Source organism: Micromonospora sp. NPDC047557, assembly GCF_043205095.1.
Lineage (GTDB): Bacteria > Actinomycetota > Actinomycetes > Mycobacteriales > Micromonosporaceae > Micromonospora.
In genome coordinates, this window is record NZ_JBIDDK010000005.1 from 83,360 (window position 1) to 103,147 (window position 19,788).

14 protein-coding genes are annotated in these 19,788 nt (G+C 69.6%); 7 read left to right on the forward strand and 7 right to left on the reverse strand.

The window, feature by feature from the left end; all coding sequences use genetic code 11:
• Nucleotides 1-19: 19 nt before the first annotated feature.
• The 3 genes from ACGGAQ_RS15305 to ACGGAQ_RS15315 all read right to left on the reverse strand — a co-directional run bounded on the left by ACGGAQ_RS15305 (nucleotide 20) and on the right by ACGGAQ_RS15315 (nucleotide 2,475).
• On the reverse strand, nucleotides 20-622 hold the full coding sequence (locus tag ACGGAQ_RS15305) for a lytic polysaccharide monooxygenase (RefSeq protein WP_393049130.1): 603 nt from the start codon (nucleotides 620-622) through the stop codon (nucleotides 20-22).
• Nucleotides 623-877: 255 nt separating this feature from the next.
• Complete coding sequence (locus ACGGAQ_RS15310) at nucleotides 878-1,456, reverse strand: hypothetical protein (RefSeq protein WP_393049133.1); 579 nt, start codon at nucleotides 1,454-1,456, stop codon at nucleotides 878-880.
• Nucleotides 1,457-1,899: 443 nt separating this feature from the next.
• Nucleotides 1,900-2,475 (reverse strand): NADAR family protein, encoded by a 576-nt coding sequence (locus ACGGAQ_RS15315; RefSeq protein WP_393049136.1) that lies wholly within the window; start codon nucleotides 2,473-2,475, stop codon nucleotides 1,900-1,902.
• A gap of 247 nt (nucleotides 2,476-2,722) precedes the next feature.
• Here ACGGAQ_RS15315 and ACGGAQ_RS15320 point away from each other — a divergent pair, with 247 nt between their 5' ends.
• The gene (locus tag ACGGAQ_RS15320; RefSeq protein ID WP_393049139.1) at nucleotides 2,723-4,213 is read left to right on the forward strand and encodes an endo-1,4-beta-xylanase; all 1,491 of its coding nucleotides are present in this window, start codon (nucleotides 2,723-2,725) and stop codon (nucleotides 4,211-4,213) included.
• A gap of 383 nt (nucleotides 4,214-4,596) precedes the next feature.
• Complete coding sequence (locus ACGGAQ_RS15325) at nucleotides 4,597-5,370, forward strand: hypothetical protein (protein ID WP_393049142.1); 774 nt, start codon at nucleotides 4,597-4,599, stop codon at nucleotides 5,368-5,370.
• A 261-nt stretch (nucleotides 5,371-5,631) separates the two neighbouring features.
• On the opposite strand, the gene ACGGAQ_RS15330 is transcribed toward ACGGAQ_RS15325, so the two are convergent.
• Nucleotides 5,632-6,852: a PP2C family protein-serine/threonine phosphatase gene (locus tag ACGGAQ_RS15330; protein ID WP_393049145.1), complete on the reverse strand. Its 1,221-nt coding sequence runs from the start codon at nucleotides 6,850-6,852 to the stop codon at nucleotides 5,632-5,634.
• Between the two features lie 193 nt (nucleotides 6,853-7,045).
• Between ACGGAQ_RS15330 and ACGGAQ_RS15335 the strand changes: the two genes are divergently transcribed.
• Complete coding sequence (locus ACGGAQ_RS15335; protein ID WP_393049148.1) at nucleotides 7,046-7,483, forward strand: ATP-binding protein; 438 nt, start codon at nucleotides 7,046-7,048, stop codon at nucleotides 7,481-7,483.
• A 71-nt stretch (nucleotides 7,484-7,554) separates the two neighbouring features.
• On the opposite strand, the gene ACGGAQ_RS15340 is transcribed toward ACGGAQ_RS15335, so the two are convergent.
• The gene (locus ACGGAQ_RS15340; protein ID WP_393049151.1) at nucleotides 7,555-8,820 is read right to left on the reverse strand and encodes a prolyl oligopeptidase family serine peptidase; all 1,266 of its coding nucleotides are present in this window, start codon (nucleotides 8,818-8,820) and stop codon (nucleotides 7,555-7,557) included.
• 313 nt (nucleotides 8,821-9,133) lie between these two features.
• Between ACGGAQ_RS15340 and ACGGAQ_RS15345 the strand changes: the two genes are divergently transcribed.
• A complete protein-coding gene (locus ACGGAQ_RS15345; RefSeq protein ID WP_393049154.1) occupies nucleotides 9,134-12,319 on the forward strand; it encodes a penicillin acylase family protein in 3,186 nt (1,061 codons plus the stop codon).
• 130 nt (nucleotides 12,320-12,449) lie between these two features.
• On the opposite strand, the gene ACGGAQ_RS15350 is transcribed toward ACGGAQ_RS15345, so the two are convergent.
• Nucleotides 12,450-14,003 carry a tannase/feruloyl esterase family alpha/beta hydrolase gene (locus tag ACGGAQ_RS15350; protein WP_393049157.1) on the reverse strand — a complete coding sequence of 518 codons (1,554 nt, stop codon included), beginning with the start codon at nucleotides 14,001-14,003 and terminating at the stop codon, nucleotides 12,450-12,452.
• A 559-nt stretch (nucleotides 14,004-14,562) separates the two neighbouring features.
• A complete protein-coding gene (locus tag ACGGAQ_RS15355) occupies nucleotides 14,563-15,018 on the reverse strand; it encodes a hypothetical protein (protein WP_393049160.1) in 456 nt (151 codons plus the stop codon).
• Between the two features lie 278 nt (nucleotides 15,019-15,296).
• Here ACGGAQ_RS15355 and ACGGAQ_RS15360 point away from each other — a divergent pair, with 278 nt between their 5' ends.
• The 3 genes from ACGGAQ_RS15360 to ACGGAQ_RS15370 all read left to right on the forward strand — a co-directional run bounded on the left by ACGGAQ_RS15360 (nucleotide 15,297) and on the right by ACGGAQ_RS15370 (nucleotide 19,664).
• A complete protein-coding gene (locus ACGGAQ_RS15360; RefSeq protein WP_393049162.1) occupies nucleotides 15,297-16,157 on the forward strand; it encodes an oxidoreductase in 861 nt (286 codons plus the stop codon).
• A gap of 4 nt (nucleotides 16,158-16,161) precedes the next feature.
• Nucleotides 16,162-16,836, forward strand: a complete 675-nt coding sequence (locus tag ACGGAQ_RS15365) for a TetR family transcriptional regulator (protein WP_393049165.1) — start codon at nucleotides 16,162-16,164, stop codon at nucleotides 16,834-16,836.
• 107 nt (nucleotides 16,837-16,943) lie between these two features.
• Nucleotides 16,944-19,664 carry an AAA family ATPase gene (locus ACGGAQ_RS15370; RefSeq protein ID WP_393049168.1) on the forward strand — a complete coding sequence of 907 codons (2,721 nt, stop codon included), beginning with the start codon at nucleotides 16,944-16,946 and terminating at the stop codon, nucleotides 19,662-19,664.
• Nucleotides 19,665-19,788 lie beyond the last annotated feature (124 nt).

Here is a 19,788-nt window from a genome sequence, read left to right on the forward strand (position 1 = left end):
TGCCGGTCGGACCTGCCGATCAGCTGATGGTGATGTCGCTGCACCACATGTAGGTCTGGTCCAGGTGCGACGCCCTCCAGATCACGAACAGGATCTGGTTCCCGCTGCGTGCGGGGAGCGAGACGTTGAACGAGATGTTCTGCGCCGGCGCGTAGCGCCCGGTCGTCGCGATCAGGTCCAGGTTGCCCCACCCCAGCCGCTGGGTGGCCGGGTTGAACCCCTGCTTGGTGACGTAGACCTGGAAGTAGTCAGCGCCGTGGCTGGCCTGGTCGTACATCTGGACCGTGAGGTTGCGGCTGACCGCGGTCGTCTTCCATGCCCCGGGCTTGTTCACCGCGTCGTTCCTGGAGAGGGCGTTGCTGCACAGCTGCCCATCGGGCGTGCGGGCCTGGTACTGGCCAGCGAGGCCGTCCCGCAGTTGACTCATCCAGTTCCACATGGTGTCGGGGTTCGCCTGGAACGCTTGCCAGCACATCGGGTCCTGCTGCTGCATGGCCGGGTTCGTGTGCTGGTTGCCCCAGGTCTTCCAGCACTGGTACGCGCGAGTCGCCGGACTGATGACGGTGCCGTGGGCCTGGGCTGCGCCGGTCCAGGGCAGCGTGCCGACCACCATGGCGAACATCAGGACGAGCGCCTGAAGGGACCGCCGGACGGTTGACCGGGGTCGTCCGCCGGATTGATCCGACCTGTGTGAACGCACTGTTCATCCTCCGTTCCTCGGTACGAGAGATCAGCATGGGAACGCTCCCAAGGCCACTGTTGCATCTATTAACTTAAATATCAATGCTGATCTATCTATAGGTGGATGTGAAGCAAGCTGTCCGGGATCGCCGGATCGATGACGGGTCCACGGACCCTGCTCGGCCGCCCGGTGTGGTCAGAGCCCCGCTGCGGCGTCGTACCGGCGGCGCTGGTCGGCCATCTCCGCGGCGGTCAGCGCCTCCTCCTGCGCCAACGTCGCGTACTTGGCCGGGAACATCTCGCGCAGTCGATCGACGAACCTGACGTCGGCTGTCGCCTCGACGACCTGGATGCCCGGAGGGTCGGTGGACAGGTCCATGATCAGAGGGCCGGCCAGCTTGACCGCCACGTCCCAGGGACGCTTCTGCTCGGCGACTCCGCAGAGGTGGAAGCCGTAGACCTTCTGGACGTCGGCGAGAGCGGTGGCTTCTGCCGGCTCGTAGCCGTAGACGCGAACCCCGCAGATCACTGGCGGCTTCTCCGTCGTGTTCCCCTGCTGGGCGCTGTGTCCGGCGTGGTTGTGCTGGCCCGGGTCCGCCTGTTCGAGCGTGGTCCGCATCCGGGCGACAATCTGGGCTTGCAGATCCGCCGGCTTCGCCTCCGGGTCGGCCCGGTTGACCAGTACGACCGCGCCGACCGACACCGCCAGCAGGATCACCGCCGCCCAGAGCGGGCGGCGGCCGTACCGCTCCGCGAAACTCTCTTGGGAATTCATGATCGCTTCTCACCTCGTCGCCGGTTCTGGTGCGTTGGCAGCCCGAATCGGATGCCCGGATCTCGGCCGTCGAGCGCGTTGGCCGTCGGGGTCGCGTGTCGGGGATACGTGCGGCGGGGGAGGATGCCCGCCGTCATGGCGGTGGCCCGGCGATGGGGGCATGCGAGCGTCCGTCACAGTGACGCGCTGGCAGCCCTACGATGCTCCCGTGCTGGCCGTTCTCAGCACGGTTGCCCCCGTGCTGCGGCGATATGAGCCATTCCAGCACGTCTGGGTCCACTCTGGCAACATTGACAAGCGTCAGTGCGGAAGCCGCCCGGGCGGGCGGGGCGGCGGTGATGCGCCGACCGGGCGTCGCGGTGCGAGACGGCTCGGATGCCGGCGCCGACGCTCTGCCGCGCTGGCGCCCCGCGGCCGGTCAGGTCCGGAGCGGCACCGAAGGCTCACCCATCGGTTGGTTCCTGCTCGCGCAGGGTCGCGCGCGTTTGCATGAGTGCGAAGCCGAGCAGGTTCAGTCCTCGCCACCGTGCGGGGTCGGCGGCGTGCGGGTGGTCGGCGGTCAGGCCGATGCCCCAGACCCGGTCGAGCGGACTGGCCTCCACAAGCACCCGCTCGCCGGTGCCCAGCAGGTAGGTGCGCAGCGCGGGATGCTGGCCGAACTTCGCCGCGCTGCCGGTCACCACGACGTCGTATCGGTGCTGCTCCCATACCTGCTGGTCGAAGCTGGCGACCTGCCGGCCGAGGGTCTTCGCCGCGTGCGGGTGCCTCACCGTCAGAATCTGGGCGGCCGTCGCCTGGTCACCGAACAGGGTCGCCTTGCGCCACATCATGTAGTGCTCGGTCGTGGGGAAGCGCAGCCCGTCGATGGTGAACGGCGCCGGCCACCACTGACTCAGGCAGCCAGCCCCGATGGCGCCGTCGCGTTGCGGCTGGTGGCCCCAGAAGAACAGGAACTTCACCCGGGCGCCCGAACGCATCTCGCCGGTCAGCTCGGCGACACTGCTCAGTGACGTGGCCATACGGGGGAGTGTGGGGCACCAGCAGGTTCCGCCGCATCGCCATTACCGCGGCGATCTCGTCACCTCACCGTCGGTCTCGCGCTCGTCGCTGGCCCAACACTATCGGCCGCCGGACGCGCAGATCGAATTGATTCGATATAGCATCGCGGCAGGGCAGGGTCACTCCGCACGGGCGTACGACGCCAATGCACTTCATCCACCGGGCGATCCGGGCAGCGGCCGGTGGTCACACCGAGGAGAAACGCAGATGAACGACCTACCCGCTCGACCGAAGCACCGAACCAGAGGCGCCACCAGGCTGCTTCTGGGCGGAGCCTGCGCCCTGGCGGTCACCGTGTCCTCGATGGCCATGGCGACCTTCGCGCAAGCCGATCTCAGCGGCCCGCCCGGGACCACACTGCAGGCCGCCGCCGAGCGCAGCGGCCGGTACTTCGGCGCCGCCATGGGGGCGGACCGTCTCAACGATTCGGGCTTCCTGGCCATCGCGGACCGCGAGTTCGACATGATGACGGCCGTCAACGAGATGAAGCCCGACGCGACCGAGCCCAACCAGGGTCAGTTCGACTTCCGTAACGGTGACGCGATCTACAACTGGGCCACCCAGCACGGCATGCGGGTCCGCGGTCACACCCTGGCCTGGCACGCTCAGCAGCCGAGATTCTGGGGGAGCCTCAGCGGAAGCGCCCTGCGGTCCGCGATGATCAGCCACATCAACGGCGTGATGGCCCACTACAAGGGCAAGCTCGCATACTGGGACGTGGTGAACGAGGCCTTCGCGGAGAACGGCAGCCGGCGGTCGTCGAACCTGCAGTCCACCGGGAACGACTGGATCGAGGTGGCGTTCCGGACCGCGCGCGCCGCGGACCCGAGCGTGAAGCTGTGCTACAACGACTACAACATCGAGAACTGGACGTACGCCAAGACGCAGGGCGTCTACAACATGATCAGGGACTTCAAGTCCCGGGGCGTCCCGGTCGACTGCGTCGGTCTCCAGACCCACTTCACCGGTGGCAGCTCGCTGCCGGGCAACTTCCAGCAGACGCTGTCCAGCTTCGCGGCCCTCGGGGTTGACGTGGCGTTGACCGAGGCCGACGTCACCAACGCCTCGACCAGCCAGTACCAGGGCCTGACTCAGGCCTGCATGAACGTCCCCCGCTGCGTCGGCATCACGACGTGGGGCATACGGGACAGCGACTCCTGGCGCGGCAGCGAGAACCCGCTGCTGTTCGACCGCAACAGCAACCCCAAGGCGGCGTACACCGCCGTCCTCAACGCTCTCAACGCCGCCTCCACCACCGTGCCGGGCACCCCGCCGACCACGACCCCGCCGACCACGACCCCGCCGACCACCGCTCCGCCGACCACCGCTCCGCCAACGACTGCTCCGCCGACCACTGCTCCGCCAACGACCGCTCCGCCGGCCACGCCGCCGCCGGGTGCCTGTAGCGCGACGTACCGCATGGTCAACAGCTGGAGCGGCGGCTTCCAGGGCGAGGTCACCGTGGCCAACAACGGGTCCGCCGCCCTCAGCGGCTGGACCGTACGGCTGACGCTGGCCAGCGGGCAGACCATCGCCAACGTCTGGAACGGCATCAACACCGGCACCAGCGGGACGGTCAGCGTGCGCAACGCCGACTACAACGGGTCCCTCGGCGCGAACGCCTCGACCACCTTCGGCTTCCTGGTCAACGGCAGCAGCAACGCCGCACCCGGCGGCCTCTCGTGCACCAGCCCCTGACCGGCGACACGTACCAACCCGCCGCGTCAGGACGCTGAACCGGCCCGGAGCCACCGGCTCCGGGCCCGGGTGCCGTCGTGGTCGGTCGAACCCGGTCTACGCCGGTCGACCGGCTGCCGGTCGGACGCTTGCCGACGCTTGTGCCTCGTCGCGGGACCCAATGGTGGGAATCCACTGCCGGCCGACCGAAGTGAACCTCTTCGCGTACACCGATATCTATCTGTCTGACCGGAGCTGATGCGGCCGTGCCGGAACAGCTCGAATCGCCACGGCGCGGGCAGCCGCGCAGCGGTGCGAGCGGGAGCACGGCAGCGTCAGATGGCCGGAAAGTGCCTGCTGGCCCGGCCCGTGTGGTGGGGGACCAGCCGTCATGGAGGATGACCATGCGCAAATTCCTCGCGGCGCTCAGCGCCGCCCTGATCCTCGGCGCCGCAGTCGGCAGCGTTCCGGCCGGCGCGTCGGGCGCCTCCCCGTCCTCGTGCCCCCGCGGCCTGCTCTTTTGTGAGGACTTCGAGCGACTGTCTCCCGGAGGGCCCAGCACGTTGAACTGGGGCGTCGACACCCGCCACGGCACGCTCACCGTCGAACGTGCCCGTCGCGGCAACCAGGTGCTGCACATCCACACGGTCGACAACGGACGCGCCTTCCTGCGCGTCGACGACTTCGCCGCGCCGGGCAACCGCTTCTACGGCCGGATGCGTCTGCGCGTCGATGCCTTCCCCACCGCCCCGGACTGGGCGCACTTCACGCTTGTGGAAGCGACCGGCACCGGCAGCGCGGAGGTCGTCCGTCCGATCGGTGGCCAGTACGCGCCCACCGTCCCCGGAACCTTCTGGGGTATCGGCGCCGACGGCGGTCCGACCGGCGACTGGACCAACTGGCGGGAGTCCGCCCCGGTCGCCGAGGACACCTGGCAGTGCTTCGAGTGGAAGATCGACGCGACGGACAACCGCGTCGCGGTGTGGATCGACGGCGTGGCGAACCCGGAGCTGACCGCCTCCACGAGCGACCACGGTGGCAACGACGTTCCCTTCGTCCTGCCGACGGTCGACACGGTGAAGATCGGCTGGCAGCTCTACCAGGGCGGCACGACACCGGGCGAGTTCGACCTCTGGATCGACGACATCGCCCTTTCGAGTAAGCGGCTCGGCTGCTGACCTGAAGCCCTCGGCTTGCCCGGCGGCTCTCGACCCATGTCGTCGCGTTGTCAGTTCCGACCGGCGTCCCTGCCGGGGTGTGGCTCTGCTGCCGCACCCCGGCGGCGGCGTCGCAGGGCGGGTCGGGCCGAGAGGGGAAGCGCCAGCTTCCCGACGGTGTGGTCAGTCTCCACGGCCGCCACCGCCTCCGCTCGGGTCGAAGGTGAACGTGCGCGTGAGATGGGGATCGTGCGGTTGATCCCGAATTAGCTGCCCGCCGGCCTATTGCGGTGGTGGTTGACGGCGGATGACCAGGAGGGCGATGTCGTCGTTAGGGTGCTCTTCCGCGGCCGTGGCCATGATGTGGTCGCACAACGCCTCGGCTGGCCTGGACCGCACAGCGTCGGAGAGGCGCTCGATGCCGGTGTCGATCAGTTCGCTGCGGCGTTCGATCAGTCCGTCGGTGTAGAAGACGAGCGCCGCGCCCGGCGGTAGGTCCACAACGGTGGTGCGGCGGTTGGCTGATGGTCGGCCCACACCGAGTGGCCGGTCCACCGTCAGGTTGACGGGCTGGGTGGGTTGACCGGGGACAGCCAGCAGCGGCGGTAGATGGCCTGCGGAGGAGAGGTGCACCCGCGTGCCGTCCGGTGCGATCAGGGCGTAGACGGCGGTGGTGAGGTTGCCCGCTTCGAAGTGGTGGATCTTGCGGTCGAGGGAGGTCAGTGCCTGGGCGGGATCGTCGGAATCGAGGGCATAGGCACGTAGCGCGCTGCGGATGCGCCCCATGACGACGGCGGACGGCAGCCCGTGGCCGGAAACGTCGCCGATGACGGCGCCGACCCAGCCGGAGGGCAACCTGAACACGTCGTACCAGTCGCCGCCGATGCCCAGGTCGTGGCCGGGTACGTACCGGGCGGCCAAGTCGAGGCCGGGGATGTCGGGTAGCTTGCCTGGTAGCAGGCTGTGTTGCAAGGCCAGCGCTGCCTGCCGGTCGAGGGCCTGCGCTCGGGCCTGTCCTGCGAGGCTGGCACGATCGGCAACGAGCTGCAACAGCTGCACGTCGTCGGGGCCGAACTGGCGCAGGGCCAGGGAACCGACGTGTAGTACGCCGACGAGGTTGCCGTTGGCGAGCATGGGCACGCCCAGCAGGGCTCGTATGCCGGTGGCGAGCAGGATGGGGTTGACTACGTCGTCGGGCGTGACGTTGTGGATCGTGACCGGGGCGCGTGTCGCCGCCACTCGGCCGGCGAAGCCGCGTCCGACCCGGATGCGGAAACCGCGCCGCACTTCCTCCTCCAGGCCCTTGGCCGCTGTCGCGACGAGTTCGCCGGTGTGGTCGTCCAGCAGGAGGATGGTGGCGGTATCGACCTCGAGGAGGTCCCGGACCCGGTCGAGTAGCTCGTCGAGTAACTCGGTGATGTTCAGCCCGGATAGGGCGGCGTCGGTGATCGCTTCGATACGTCGCAGCCGCTCGTCGTTCGTCATCAGCTCGGCATCGGCCACCCAGGCAGCCTAGACGCTGGCACGTCATCGATGGCACGTCCGGAGGGGAGCAGGAGTATCCCGCCTTTGACGTGGGGTACCTTCTGATGTCACATCGACGCGCTCATCGTCCGGCGAGTCCGTTCTCAAGGGCTGTCCGCCTTCGTGCCACCGGTAAGGTCACCGGCTCCAGGTCCGACAGGGAGGGGAAGCAGTGGCTGATCCACCGCTGGACCAGCATGCCCCTGGCGCCGGGAAGGCCTTGTTTTCGTCGTCGTTCACCCTCGTGGATCTGACCCGGGTTCGACACGAGGTGGAGGCAGTCAGTCGCCGGTGCGGCCTCGACCGTGACGAGGTTGAGAACTGGGTCATGGCGGTCAACGAGCTGATGATCAACGTGATTCGGCACGGGGGTGGCAGGGGTGGGCTACGCCTGCTCCTGGACGGGCAGCTCACCTGTGAAGTCACCGACCAGGGGCGGGGCTTCAACACTGCTCGTTACGTCCCCTGCGCCCAACGACCGCCTCTGTCCGACGCGGGAGGAATGGGCCTGTGGGTGGTCGGGCGAATGGCCGACTACGTCCTCGTCGACAGCGGACCCGCAGGCACCACCATCCGCATCGCGGCACGCACCCGCGACACTCTCAGATAGCTGCCGGCCCGGGGCCTGAGCCGTCAGTGTTTCGGCCGGTGCCGCCCGCCCTCTTGATCTCGTACCGCAGATCACCGACGGTGGCGGGCCATCCACTGCCAGATGTGGGTGCCGTTGCGGCTCGGGTCGTTGCGGGCCACGTAGATCCAGGACCAGTGACCGGGGAACTGGTGGCCGTTCCAGACGACGTGGTCGTACAGGGTGATCAGTGATCCTTCGATGAGGTCGTGGGCGTGGATCGTGTTGGTCTCGGGTGGCACGGTGTCGTCGTCGCGCGAGGTGACCAGCCAGGTCGGGGTGTGGATCCTCGACAGTTCCGCGTCGGTGATCAGCGGCGGGCCCTCCCCGCCGAGCGGCTCGACGACCCCGCAGATCGGCACCGAGGCGGCGAACAGGTCGGGATAGGCGACGGTCATCTCCAGGGACATGTAGCCGCCATTGCTGCAACCGACCACGTAGATCCGGTCGGGGTCGACCCGCTCGCGGCGTACGAGGTCCTGGACGATCTCACGGATCAGCGGGGCGAACCGGGGGCCGTCCTCCATCCAGTAGGAGGTGCTCTGCGGAGCGACGACGTACGCGCCGGAGAAGATCCGTTGAGCCTCCGGGGTCGCGAAGCCCAGCGCGCCGCGGTTGGCGCGCAGCGTGGTCTCGTTGTCGTAGTAGTCGTCGGGCAGCGAGGCGCCCTCGCCGCCGCCGTGCAGCCAGAGGATCAGTGGCAGCCGACCGTGCCGGGGCGATCGCCTGGGGGAGTACAACCGATACTTCAGGCCCGAGCCCGAGACGTGGCGGCTGAAGGCGTCCACCTCGGGGTTCGACAGCCGCCCCTGCACGAAGCGCGTGATGGTGAGCGGCGGGCCGTGTCGCCGGGCCAGCGGGGTGTTCTGCGTGATGGTGTAGACGAGGTCCAGTCGGACGTTACGGCCTCTGCTCACGATGTAGCCGAGGGTGCCACCGCCGAGTTGACCTTCGGCGGTGCTGAGCTCCAGCACGATGTTCCCGTGCCGGTCGAGCCGGGCCGCGGTCACCGTGCGGTCCAGGTCGTACTCGCTGAAGATCAGATCACCGGGAGCGATCGGGATCGGGCTGGTGGCCTTGGCATGCACGGTGAAGGTGCCGGGGGTGAGCCCGGCGGGGTCGATCGGCCCGAGCCCGCTGGTGTCGAGGGTGACCGAGGTGACCTGCTCACCGCCGTCGAGCGTTCTCGCGTCGAGGGTGAAGCTCACGCTGGTGCTGGGATGCCCGCCGGCGTGGGCGGCGGGGCCGGGCAGCGCCAGGCCGATGGCGGCACCGGCGCCACCTGCCAGGACGCTGCGGCGAGTGACAGACGTGGACATGTGGCCCCCGTACTTATGTGTAGACGTTCGTCGATTAAATCCCAACGTAACGCCGCGGAGATCCGCTGGCAACGCGGCGGGACCTGGTCGGTGCCGCCGTGCCGGTTTCCGGAGTGAAAGGCGGCGAAACGTCGGCATTGGCGCGTGGTGAACGACGGCTATCCGGAACGGGGCTCCTGCGTCGATCATTGCCCGGAGATAGACATGAGTCACTCTCACCTCCTGGTGTAACGCCCGGGCGCGGAGGGCGAGACGTCGGCACCGGAAGCCGGGCGTACCGAACGGCCCGACTCCGCGTCCCCGGAGGATCGCCATGCCTCGTCCCGCTCTCCGTAACCGGCTCGCGGCGTTCACCGCCGCCGCCCTGACCGCGAGCGTCCTGACGGTGACCCCGCCCTCGCCGGCGCTCGCCGCCAGCACGTTCGCCGCCAACGACTACTGCCTCGGCCAGTGCGCCGACATCCTGCCCCCCGGGCAGAACGGCAACGCCACGCTGGTCGCCATCCTGGCGCACCAGACGCTCGGCACCCGCCCGGCGCACTCCAGCGACCAGCTCGACGAGTACGCGAACCTGGTCTACAACTACGCCGGGCTGACCGACGAGCAGATCGCCCACTTCTACAACGACGCCTCGTTCGGCGTCCCGGCCGCGCAGGTGGAGAGCACCGTCTCGCCGCGCGCGGACGTCACCATCGTGCGGGACAAGGCCACCGGCGTCCCGCACGTCACCGGCACCACCCGCGCCGGCACCATGTTCGGCGCCGGCTACGCCGGGGCCCAGGACCGGCTCTGGGTGATGGACCTGCTGCGCCACGCCGGTCGCGGCACGCTCACCTCGTTCGCCGGCGGCGCGCCCGGCAACCGGGAACTGGAGCAGAGCATCTGGGCCAACTCGCCCTACTCTGAGGCGGACCTCCAGGCCCAGGTGGACGCGCTGCGCACCAAGGGCGCCCGGGGTCAGCAGCTCTACACCGACGTGGTGGACTACATCGCCGGCATCAACGCCTACGTCGACAAGTCGATCGCCGACGACAACTACCCGGGCGAGTACGTGCTCGCGGGCGCCGGCAAGCCGACGCACTTCACCATGACCGACCTGATCGCCACCGCCGGTGTGGTCGGCGGGCTCTTCGGCGGGGGAGGGGGCAGCGAGATCCAGTCCGCCCTGGTCCGGGTGGCCGCCCGCGCCAAGTACGGCTCAGGCGAGGGGGACCGGGTGTGGCAGGCGTTCCGGTCGCAGAACGACCCGGAGACCGTACTCACCCTGCACGACGGGCAGAGCTTCCCGTACGGGGCGACGCCGCCGGGCGCGACCAGCGCGGTGCTCCCCGACGCCGGCACGGTGGTCGCCGAGCCCTTCGCCTACGACGCCAGCGGCGGGGCCGCCGCCCGCACCGGCGCCAGCACCGCCACCCAGGGGCTGCTCGGCGGCGTGTCCAACCTGCGCGCGCACGGCATGTCCAACGCGGTAGTGGTCTCCGGGCGGCACACCACCACGGGCAACCCGGTCGCCGTGTTCGGGCCGCAGACCGGCTACTTCGCGCCGCAGTTGCTGATGCTCCAGGAGCTGCAGGGGCCGGGGATCAGCGCGCGCGGCGCCGCGTTCGCCGGGCTCAACCTCTACGTGCTGCTCGGCCGAGGCCAGGACTACGCGTGGAGCGCGACCTCCGCCGCACAGGACCTCACCGACACGTACGCGGTGCCGCTGTGCACCACCGACGGCAGCGCCCCGACGCTGCGCACCAACCGCTACCTCTACCACGGGCAGTGCCTCGCCATGGAGGCGCTGGAGCAGCGCAACTCCTGGTCCCCGACGCTTGCCGACTCCACCCCGGCCGGGTCGTACACCCTGCGCGCGCTGCGCACCAAGTACGGGCTGGTCGCGTACCGAGGGCTGGTGAACGGGCAGCCGACCGCGTTCACCAAGCTGCGCTCCACCTACCGGCACGAGGCCGACTCGGCGATCGGCTTCCAGGCCTACAACGACCCGTCGGCGATGGGCAGCGCGGCGGCCTTCCAGGCGGCCGCGGCCAGCGTCGGGTACGCGTTCAACTGGTTCTACGTCAACTCGACCGAGGCGGCGTACTTCAACTCCGGCTCGAACCCGGTCCGTCCGGCCACCGCCGACCCGAACCTGCCGGCCAAGGCCGAACCGGCGTACGAGTGGGCCGGCTGGAACCCGGACACCAACGACGCCACGTACGCCCCGGCGTCGGCCCACCCGCAGTCGGTCAACCAGGACTACTACGTGAGCTGGAACAACAAGCAGGCGCGGGACTTCGGGGCCGCGGACGGCAACTTCAGTTTCGGCTCCGTACACCGGGGTCAGCTGCTCGACGGCCCGGTGCGCGCCGCGATCGCCCAGCGCAAGCTCGGCCGTGCCGACGTCGTCAAGATCATGGCGGACGCGGCGGTGACCGACCTGCGCGGCCAGCAGGTTCTCGGCGACCTGCTGCGGGTGCTGGACAGCACGCCGGTCACGGATCCGGCCCTGGCCGACGCGGTGGGCAAGCTGCGCGCCTGGCAGCAGGCCGGGACCCGCCGGGTGGAGACGTCGCCCGGCTCCAAGGTCTACCAGCACGCCGACGCCATCCGGATCTTCGACGCCTGGTGGCCGCTGCTGGCCTCGGCGCAGTTCCGCCCCGGCCTCGGGCCGGACCTCTACGCCGCGCTTGTCGACGCCATCGAGGTGAACGAGGCGCCGTCGGGCGGCCAGAACGGCGCGCGCGACGGCACCGCCAGCTGGGCGTTGCAGGGGCAGGCGCACAAGGGCTCGTCGTTCCAGTACGGCTGGTGGGGCTACGTCGACAAGGACCTGCGCACCGTCCTCGGCGAGCCGGTGGCCGGTGGGTTGGGCCGCACGTACTGCGGCAACGGCAACCTCGGCACGTGCCGGCAGGCCCTGCTCGACGCGCTCGGCCAGGCCGCCGCGGTGCCGGCCACGACGGTCTACCCCGGCGACAAGTCCTGTGGGGCCGGCGACCAGTGGTGCGCCGACTCCATCGCCCAGTCCGGGCTCGGCGGCATCACCCACCCCCTGATCGGCTGGCAGAACCGTCCCACCTACCAGCAGGTCGTCTCATTCCCGGCACGTCGGGGCGACGACGTCGCGAACCTGGCGCAGGGTCGTCCGACCACCGCGTCGAGCACCCAGTTCCTGACCAGCTACACCCCGGACAAGGCGGTCGACGGCAGCCTCGGCAGCCGGTGGGCCAGCAGTTACAACGACAACCAGTGGCTGCGGGTCGACCTCGGCGCGGCGCGCACCGTCAGCCGGGCGGTGCTGCGCTGGGAGTCCGCGTACGCCACCTCGTACCGGATCGAGGTCTCCGGCGACGGCAGCTCCTGGACGCCGGTGTTCGCCACCAGCACCGGCAACGGCGGCGTCGACAACGCCACCTTCGCGCCGGTCACCGCCCGCTACGTGCGGGTGTACGGGGTCAAGCGCGCCACCTCGTACGGCTTCTCGCTCTACGAATTCGAGCTGTACGGACGGTGACCTCACCCGGAGGGGGCGGCGGTAACCACTCGCCGTCCCCTCCGGGGCGTGCGCGGTGCCTCGGCGTCATCGTCGATCCGGGGCCGCCGCTGTTGATGGGGTTCAGGTCAGGCCGCGACGCCGCAGCGGGTCACCGCGGGTAGTGGTGGATGTTTCTGGTGGTCTTGCCGTCCACAGACGTGGTGGGGAGAGTCGCCGGCGCCTGCCCCTTCTCCACCCAGTTGACCAGCGCGTCGAGGTCGGCACCCGGGTTGACCAGCGGACCGGTGCTGAACAGCGGCGTGCCGCAGTGGTCGACGCCCGGCAGCAGGAAGAGGCGGTAGAAGTTGTCGACACGCTTGTTGCTGCCAAAGACGGCGTTGACGTGCTTGCGGTAGTCGACCGTGCCCTCGGTCGGGATCAGCTGGTCTGACTGACCGTGCCAGGTGAGCAGCTTGCCGCCGGCCTTGGCGAACGCCGACAGGTTCGGGTTGTTGTTGGCGATGATGGCGTCGTACTGCGTGGTCGCCGAGGTGAAGAGCTGCGTGAACGTCTTGTAGGTCAGCTTGGTGCTGTCGAACGTCGGGGACTTCGTCACGAAGTACTTGGCCCACTGGTCGGGCACCGGGAAAGGCACGCCCGGGTTGGCGATGAAGGTGAACGCGGAGCCCTTGTTCTGGCCGTACCAGAGCTTCTTGCCGAGCGGCGAGACCGGGCCGGCCCAGATCTTGTTGACCGCGTCAGCGACCGCCTTGGTGATGGTGATCTCCTCGCCTTCACATGCGACCTTCCTGCCGACGAGGCGACGAGCGTCCCACTTGCAGTCCTGCGGGTTGTCGATGACGCCGTCCTTGACACCATCGAGGGTGTCGCAGGCCGCGACCGCAGCGGTGTTGAAGGCTGCAAGTTCGCACTGCGAGGGAGCGACCTTCTCTTCGTTGTAGACGGCCTGCGACCACAGCGTGGCGATCTCGAACCGGTTCCACTCGACCGCCGGCGCGTTCGCCAGGATGCCCTGAAAGTCGGTCGGGTGGTTCTGCGCCTCCGCGTAGCCTTGGCGGCCGCCTGTCGAACAGCCGGTGAAGTACGAGTACTTCACGGCGCGCTGGTAGAACTTGTTGGCCACGTCCTTGCCGATGACCGCCATGTCGTGCACCGAGCGGGAGGCGAAGTTGGTGAGCAGGCCGTCGTTGATCTTTCCGTCGGCGGTGAGCCCCCAACTGGCGTCGAGACCGGTCTTGACGCCGGCGTCGGTGGCCGCCCCGACGTATCCGCCCTTGACCGCGCTGATCAGCGGGACGCTCAGATCGCTGAGGTCGCCGGCGGAGTAACCACTGCCGCCGGTGGCCTGGAAACGTCCGTTCCAGTTCTTCGCGTCCTGGGGCAGCGAAACCTTGATGGTGACGGTGTCGCTCGCGCCCGGGTGGGTCACGACGACATTGATGTCGCACCAGGCCGGCACGGCCTTGATCGGCGGATTCTGCGGCAGCCCCGGGGTGGAGGGGAACGTGAAGTCGCCTCCGGCCCTGGAGACAGCCCCGACCGACACCACCCTGGTGCCAGACGGCGCGGAAACGGGAACGGCGGCGCAGGTGGTAGCGGCGGTCGTACCGCCGTCACGCGTGGCGGCGTTGACGGCCACGGGTAGAAGGGAGGCCGCGAGCGGGACCGCCGCGGCCATGAGAATCATCAAGCGTCGCTTCATACCCACTACCCTCACCCGGCCGCCTCGGCCTGGCCCCAGGGTGAGGCACTGGTTCACACCCTGGCCCAGGGACCCGGGGCGCTCGACCGAGGATCGGCCGGGTCATCGGCTTCGCACCGGCGACCTCGTGGGCCTGACATGCGCCGGTCCCGGTCGCTGCCGTCGGGGTTGGCCATGCCGGCCGCAGAGAGCTGCTCGGTCGTCAGGTACTGCTTCAGTCCGTGGCGATGATGCAGCCCGGATGCGCGGCGAAGGCGCGCACACAATCCGCCGGTCCGCGCCGGTCCAGTTCGACCGCCAACAGCGATACGACCCCTGGACCGGCCGTACGCGGCCCAGAGGTCGTATCTGCGATGCGTGAAGGTCGGGTCGTCGAACACGACGGGCGAGTGACGGTGCCCGAGCGAGGTGAGGGTGACGACGCGAGCGTTCCTGGCCGCCCGCAGAGCTGGCCACAACCGGGCCACGAGCTGGGAGTGACCGAGATGGTCGATCGACAGTTGGCGTGGTCGCCTCGACGGGGATCATGGCCGCCCCGTTCGGGCGTGACGAGCGTCGATCAACCGCCGGTGACAGTGCTGCGGGCTTCGATCGCTTTGAGCGTGTTCTTCAACGCCTTACCCAGCACGCCCTTGCCGACCGAGCCAAGCAGGATGCCGGTCAGGCGGCCTTTGAAGTTCTTGCCCTCGCGGACCACGACGACGTCCAGGACCGTCGTTCCGTCCGGCTCCGGCCTCAATGTGTAGGTGTGGCCCGACTGGCCGCCCCAGATGTTGGAGTCGGTCGTCGTCATGACGACACGGCGGGGATTCGTCCAGTCGTAGCGCAGGCGCTCCCAGATGCCGCCTGAGCCTTCGGTGACGTCAGCCCAGCCAGGACCCTGGCCATGAACCGTCAGATACTCGGCGGCGCTATTGCCGAACACCTCCGACCGGCCCGGCCCGAAGTCGGTGAGTGCCGCAAGAATCTGCTCCGGCGTCGCGGTGGTGCTCTCAACAAAGTGAATCACGGACATTGCGCGCTCTCCTGGATCTCCCGGCTGACGTCCTCTCAGACTTTCCGATCGCGGAGCCAGGCGAGCCCGTGGCACACCCTGGTCTCTGCGTACCGGATCCCTGGTCGATCCCGTGGCTCGGCCACGAGCTGTCGCGCTACCCCTGCCCGCGCTGTTCGCCGAGGTGGGCGGTGGTTGTCGTCGTGCTAGTCTAATAAGAGGCCACTGGCCTCTAATTCCCTGGCGGCCCACATCGCCGCCGAGGACATCCGTCAACGCACCACCACGAGGGGTACGACATGAGCAAGACCTGGTTGATCACCGGAAGCTCGCGTGGGCTAGGCCGTCAACTCGCCGAAGCCGTGCTGCAGGCCGGCCACTGCCTGGTGGCCACCGCCCGCCGCCCCGACCAGCTCAACGACCTTGTCGACACCTACGGCCACAGCGTCCGCGTGGTCGCACTGGACGTGACAGATCCGCGCGCGGCACGCGCCGCTGTCGGCGCCGCTGTGCAAGCGTTCGGACGCTTGGACGTCGTGGTGAACAACGCCGGTTATGCCGACGTGGCCTCGATCGAGGACATGCCCGAGGACGAGTTTCGGGCGCAGATCGACGCGAATTTCCACGGGGTCGTCAATGTGACCCGCGCCGCGCTGCCGATCATGCGCCAGCAGGGCAGCGGTCACATCATTCAAATCTCCTCCGTCGGTGGCCGGGTGGGCGGTCCCGGCTTGGGCGCCTACCAGGCGGCCAAGTGGGCGGTGGGCGGATTCTCCGAGGTCCTCGCCAGGGAGGTGGCACCCTTCGGGATCAAGGTCACCGTCGCCGAGCCGGGTGGCATGCGCACCGACTGGGCGGGCTCCTCGATGACGACACTTGCGATGAGCGACCCCTACAGGCCGGTCATCGAACCTGTGATCGCCCGCCTGCGCGCCGCCAACGGCAACCAGTTGGGCGACCCGGCGCGAGTCTCCCAGGTGATCCTGGAGGTCACCGAGGTTCCCGATCCGCCGGTCCACCTGCTGCTGGGCGCCGACGCGGTGGCGGTGGCGCAAGCCGCCGCGACAGCTCTCGCCGACTCGGACGCCAAGTGGCGTACGGTGAGCGAGTCGGTCAGCTACGACACCTCACCGGCGTCGTCGGGAAGGCCTCAGGGGTAGAGCCATGAGCACCGACGGTCAGCCATTGGGCTTCCAGCGTGCCCGCAATCCCGCACAGCGCGAGGCGCGCAGACGCGCGATCCTCGAGGTGGCGGCACAGCTCCTGGCCGAGATGCCGGTAAGCGAGATCAGCCTCCGTGAACTCGCCCGACGGGTCGGGTTGTCGAAGACGAACGTCGTCCGCTACTTCGAGACCCGCGAGGCGGTCTTCTTCGCCCTGCTCAACCAGGCCATCGACGAGTGGCTCGACGACCTTCCCGCCGAACTGCCACCCGCGACAGCCACCCAGGCGCCGCCTCCCGCCGCCGTCGTGGAGGCCCTGGCGCGGTCGGTAGCCAGCCGCCCGCTGATCTGCGAACTCTGGAGCTCGCTCGGCACCGAACTCGAACGCAACATCTCCGCAGACGCCGTCCGGGCGTTCAAACTCACCCACACGGAACTCCAAGGCCGGCTCGCCGGGCTGCTCAGACAACGCATCCCCGCGTTGACCGCGCCGGCATCCCGGGAACTCGTGTCCCTGACGATCCTGCTGATCGCCGGCCTCTGGCCGTTCGCCAATCCCTCGCCGGCCGTTGCGGAAGCTGTTCAGGATCCGCTGCTCGCCCACTCCCGCGTCAATTTCTCCGACCGACTCAGCCGCGCTCTTCACATCACGGTCACCGGTCTTTCGATGGTGTAGCCCGTACCCACGTCTCTGGATCCCACGTCGCGTGCTGTCCGGCCCGCCCGCGGCTTCCATCCGCACTGTAGTAATTTCGGCTGGGGGATAACGTGCCGAGTGACAACATGGGTTTCGAACTGCTCGGCAGACACCGTGAGCGCGACCTGCTCGATCGGCTGATGGGCGACGTCCGGGCCGGTCAGAGCCGTGTGCTGGTGCTGCGAGGCGAGGCCGGAGTCGGCAAGACTGCGCTGCTGGACTACGTGACCGAGCGGACACCGTCCGACCGTGTCGTGCGGGCCTCGGGCGTCGAAGCGGAAACCGACCTGGCGTACTCGGCGCTCCAACTGCTGTGCGTTCCGCTGCTGAGACACCTGGATCGGCTCCCCGAACCGCAGCGCGACGCGCTCGCCACCGCGTTCGGCCTCCAGGCAGGCCGTCCGCCGGAAGGGCTGCTCGTCGGTCTCGCCGTGCTCGGCCTGCTCGCCGAGGCGGCGGCCGAGCAACCTCTGGTCTGCGTCGTGGACGACGCGCAGTGGCTGGACCGCATGTCCGAGGTCATCCTCACCTTCGTCGCCCGCCGTCTGGACGCAGAATCGGTGGCGTTGCTCTTCGCCGTGCGGAGCCCCACCGATGAGCAACTACTCGGCGGCCTGCCCGAACTGCGGGTCGACGGCCTGCCCGAGGCGGACGCGCGAGCGCTGCTGGACTCGGTGCTACCGGGACTTGTCGACACCCAGGTTCGGGATCGGATCGTCGCCGAGACCCGCGGCAACCCGCTCGCGCTGATCGAGCTGCCCCGCGGTCTGTCCCCGGCGGAGCTGGCGTTCGGATTTGGTGGGCACAGCTCGACGCCGTTAGCCGGCCGGGTCGAGGAGGGCTTCCGGCACCGCATCGCGGCGCTGCCGGCCGACAGCCGGCAGTTGCTGCTGGCCGCCGCGGTGGAGCCGGTCGGAGACGTGTCGCTGCTCTGGCGTGCCGTGGGCCGGCTTGGTATCGGTCCCGCCGCAGCGGTGTCGGCGGAGGCGGCCGGCCTGGTCGAGCTGGGAACCCGGGTACGCCTGCGCCATCCGCTGGTGCGCTCAGCGAGCCGGCGTTCGGCCGAGCCCGCCGAACTGCGTGCGGTGCACCGGGCACTGGCCGACGTCACGGACCCGCAGAGGGACCCGGACCGACGGGCCTGGCACCGGGCGCACGCCGCGGCGGGGCCGGACGAGGAGGTCGCCGGTGAGCTGGAACGCTCGGCCGGCCGAGCGCTCGCCCGCGGCGGCCGGGCTGCCGCTGCTGCCTTCCTCGAGCGGGCCGCCGAGCTCACCGCCGATTCCACGGTCCGCGGCCGGCGGCTGCTGGCCGCAGCGCAGGCCCGATTCGCCGCCGGCGCCACCGATCAGGTACCCGGCCTGCTGGCCGCCGCCGAGCTGAGCTACCTGGACCCGGCGCAGCTCGCTGAGGTCGAGCGGCTGCGGGCCCGCGTCGCGTTCGCCCTCAACTCCGGCCGGGCGGCGGTTCCGCCGATCCTCGGGGCCGCCCGCCGGCTCGAGGAGCTGGACCCGGCTGCGGCCCGGGAAACCTATCTCTCGGCGGTCGGCGCGGCCTTGAATGCCGGACGGTTCGGAGGCAACGACCTGCGCCTTGTCGCCCGGGCCGCCCGGCGGATGCCCGAGGGTTCGGAGCCGGCCGGCCTGCTTCTGACGGCCTTCACCACCTGGAGCCTGGATGGGCAGGCCGCAGCCGTGCCGCTCTTCGCGCAGGCGCTGCACGCGGTCACCGTGGAGACCGACGTGGACCTGGCCTGGCTGGTCGGTCTGGTTCTGCACGAGGTGTGGGACGACGTCGCCTTCCAAACGCTTACCGAACGGGCCGTGAACTTCGCCCGGGAGACCGGGCGGCTGTCGCTGCTGCCCACCGCGCTGACGTTCCGGGCCACCGCGCTGATCTTCGCTGGACGGTTCGCCGACGCGTCCGATCTGCTCGGCGAGGCCGAGGCCCTCGCGTACGCGGCAGGGCCGTCGCCCCACCCGGCCACGGCGGTAATCCTGGCGGCGTACCGGGGCCGGGAGGAGCCGGCCATCGAGCTGATCGACGCCCTGGCCAAGGAGGCCGGGACGGGCGGCATGGGCTGGTTGCTCAGCGTCGCCGGTTACAGCAAGGCGGTGCTGTTCAACGGGCTCGGCAACTACCCGGCAGCGCTGGACGCCGTACGTTGGGCGACCGAGCAGGACGACCTGGCCGTTCAGCAGTGGGCGCTCGGTGAGCTGGTCGAGGCTGCGGCGCGATCGGGTACGCACGCCGTCGCGGCGCGGGCGCGCGACCGGCTCGCCGAGCGGACCAGTCTTGCGGCGACGGATTGGGCGATCGGCACGCAGGCCCTCGCGGACGCGCTCGTCGGGGCGGACGCGGAAGCGGACGAACGCTACCGGACGGCCATCGACCGGCTCACGACCACACAGCTCGGCCTGCAACTGGCTCGGGCCCGGCTGCTGTACGGGGAGTGGCTGCGCCGGTCGAATCGCCGCGGTGACGCCCGAACCCAGCTGCGTTTGTGCTACGAGGCGTTCACGGTGATGGGGGCGGAGGCGTTCGCCCAGCGGGCCGGCCGGGAGCTGGCTGCCACCGGCGAGATGGTCCGCAAGCGCGCCGGGGGCCTGCCAGAGGAGCTGACCCCGCAGGAGACGCAGATCGTCCGGCTGGCTGCGGCCGGCCGGACGAACCGGGAGATCGGGGCCGCGCTGTTCCTCAGCGCTCGCACGGTCGAGTGGCACCTGCGCAAGATCTTCACCAAGCTCGGCATCAGTTCCCGCCGTGAGCTCGGCGCGGCGATCGACTTCAGCTCGCCTCGACCATGAGGCTGGTGCGAACAACAGGTGCTGGCTGTGGGGGCCTGGATGTCGGCATCCGGCGATGGCCCTAGGCCGCCCCGCGCTTACTCCGCGGGGTGCGCGAGAACGGTCTGAAGCCGTACGCGGCCAG

Bases quoted from the DNA above. Each gene is read 5' to 3' on its own strand.
- ACGGAQ_RS15305 (WP_393049130.1), bottom strand. From the start codon at position 622: ATGTTCGCCATGGTGGTCGGCACGCTGCCCTGGACCGGCGCAGCCCAG.
- ACGGAQ_RS15310 (WP_393049133.1), bottom strand. From the start codon at position 1,456: ATGAATTCCCAAGAGAGTTTCGCGGAGCGGTACGGCCGCCGCCCGCTC.
- ACGGAQ_RS15315 (WP_393049136.1), bottom strand. From the start codon at position 2,475: ATGGCCACGTCACTGAGCAGTGTCGCCGAGCTGACCGGCGAGATGCGT.
- ACGGAQ_RS15320 (WP_393049139.1), top strand. From the start codon at position 2,723: ATGAACGACCTACCCGCTCGACCGAAGCACCGAACCAGAGGCGCCACC.
- ACGGAQ_RS15325 (WP_393049142.1), top strand. From the start codon at position 4,597: ATGCGCAAATTCCTCGCGGCGCTCAGCGCCGCCCTGATCCTCGGCGCC.
- ACGGAQ_RS15340 (WP_393049151.1), bottom strand. From the start codon at position 8,820: ATGTCCACGTCTGTCACTCGCCGCAGCGTCCTGGCAGGTGGCGCCGGT.
- ACGGAQ_RS15345 (WP_393049154.1), top strand. From the start codon at position 9,134: ATGCCTCGTCCCGCTCTCCGTAACCGGCTCGCGGCGTTCACCGCCGCC.
- ACGGAQ_RS15350 (WP_393049157.1), bottom strand. From the start codon at position 14,003: ATGAAGCGACGCTTGATGATTCTCATGGCCGCGGCGGTCCCGCTCGCG.
- ACGGAQ_RS15355 (WP_393049160.1), bottom strand. From the start codon at position 15,018: ATGTCCGTGATTCACTTTGTTGAGAGCACCACCGCGACGCCGGAGCAG.
- ACGGAQ_RS15360 (WP_393049162.1), top strand. From the start codon at position 15,297: ATGAGCAAGACCTGGTTGATCACCGGAAGCTCGCGTGGGCTAGGCCGT.
- ACGGAQ_RS15365 (WP_393049165.1), top strand. From the start codon at position 16,162: ATGAGCACCGACGGTCAGCCATTGGGCTTCCAGCGTGCCCGCAATCCC.
- ACGGAQ_RS15370 (WP_393049168.1), top strand. From the start codon at position 16,944: ATGGGTTTCGAACTGCTCGGCAGACACCGTGAGCGCGACCTGCTCGAT.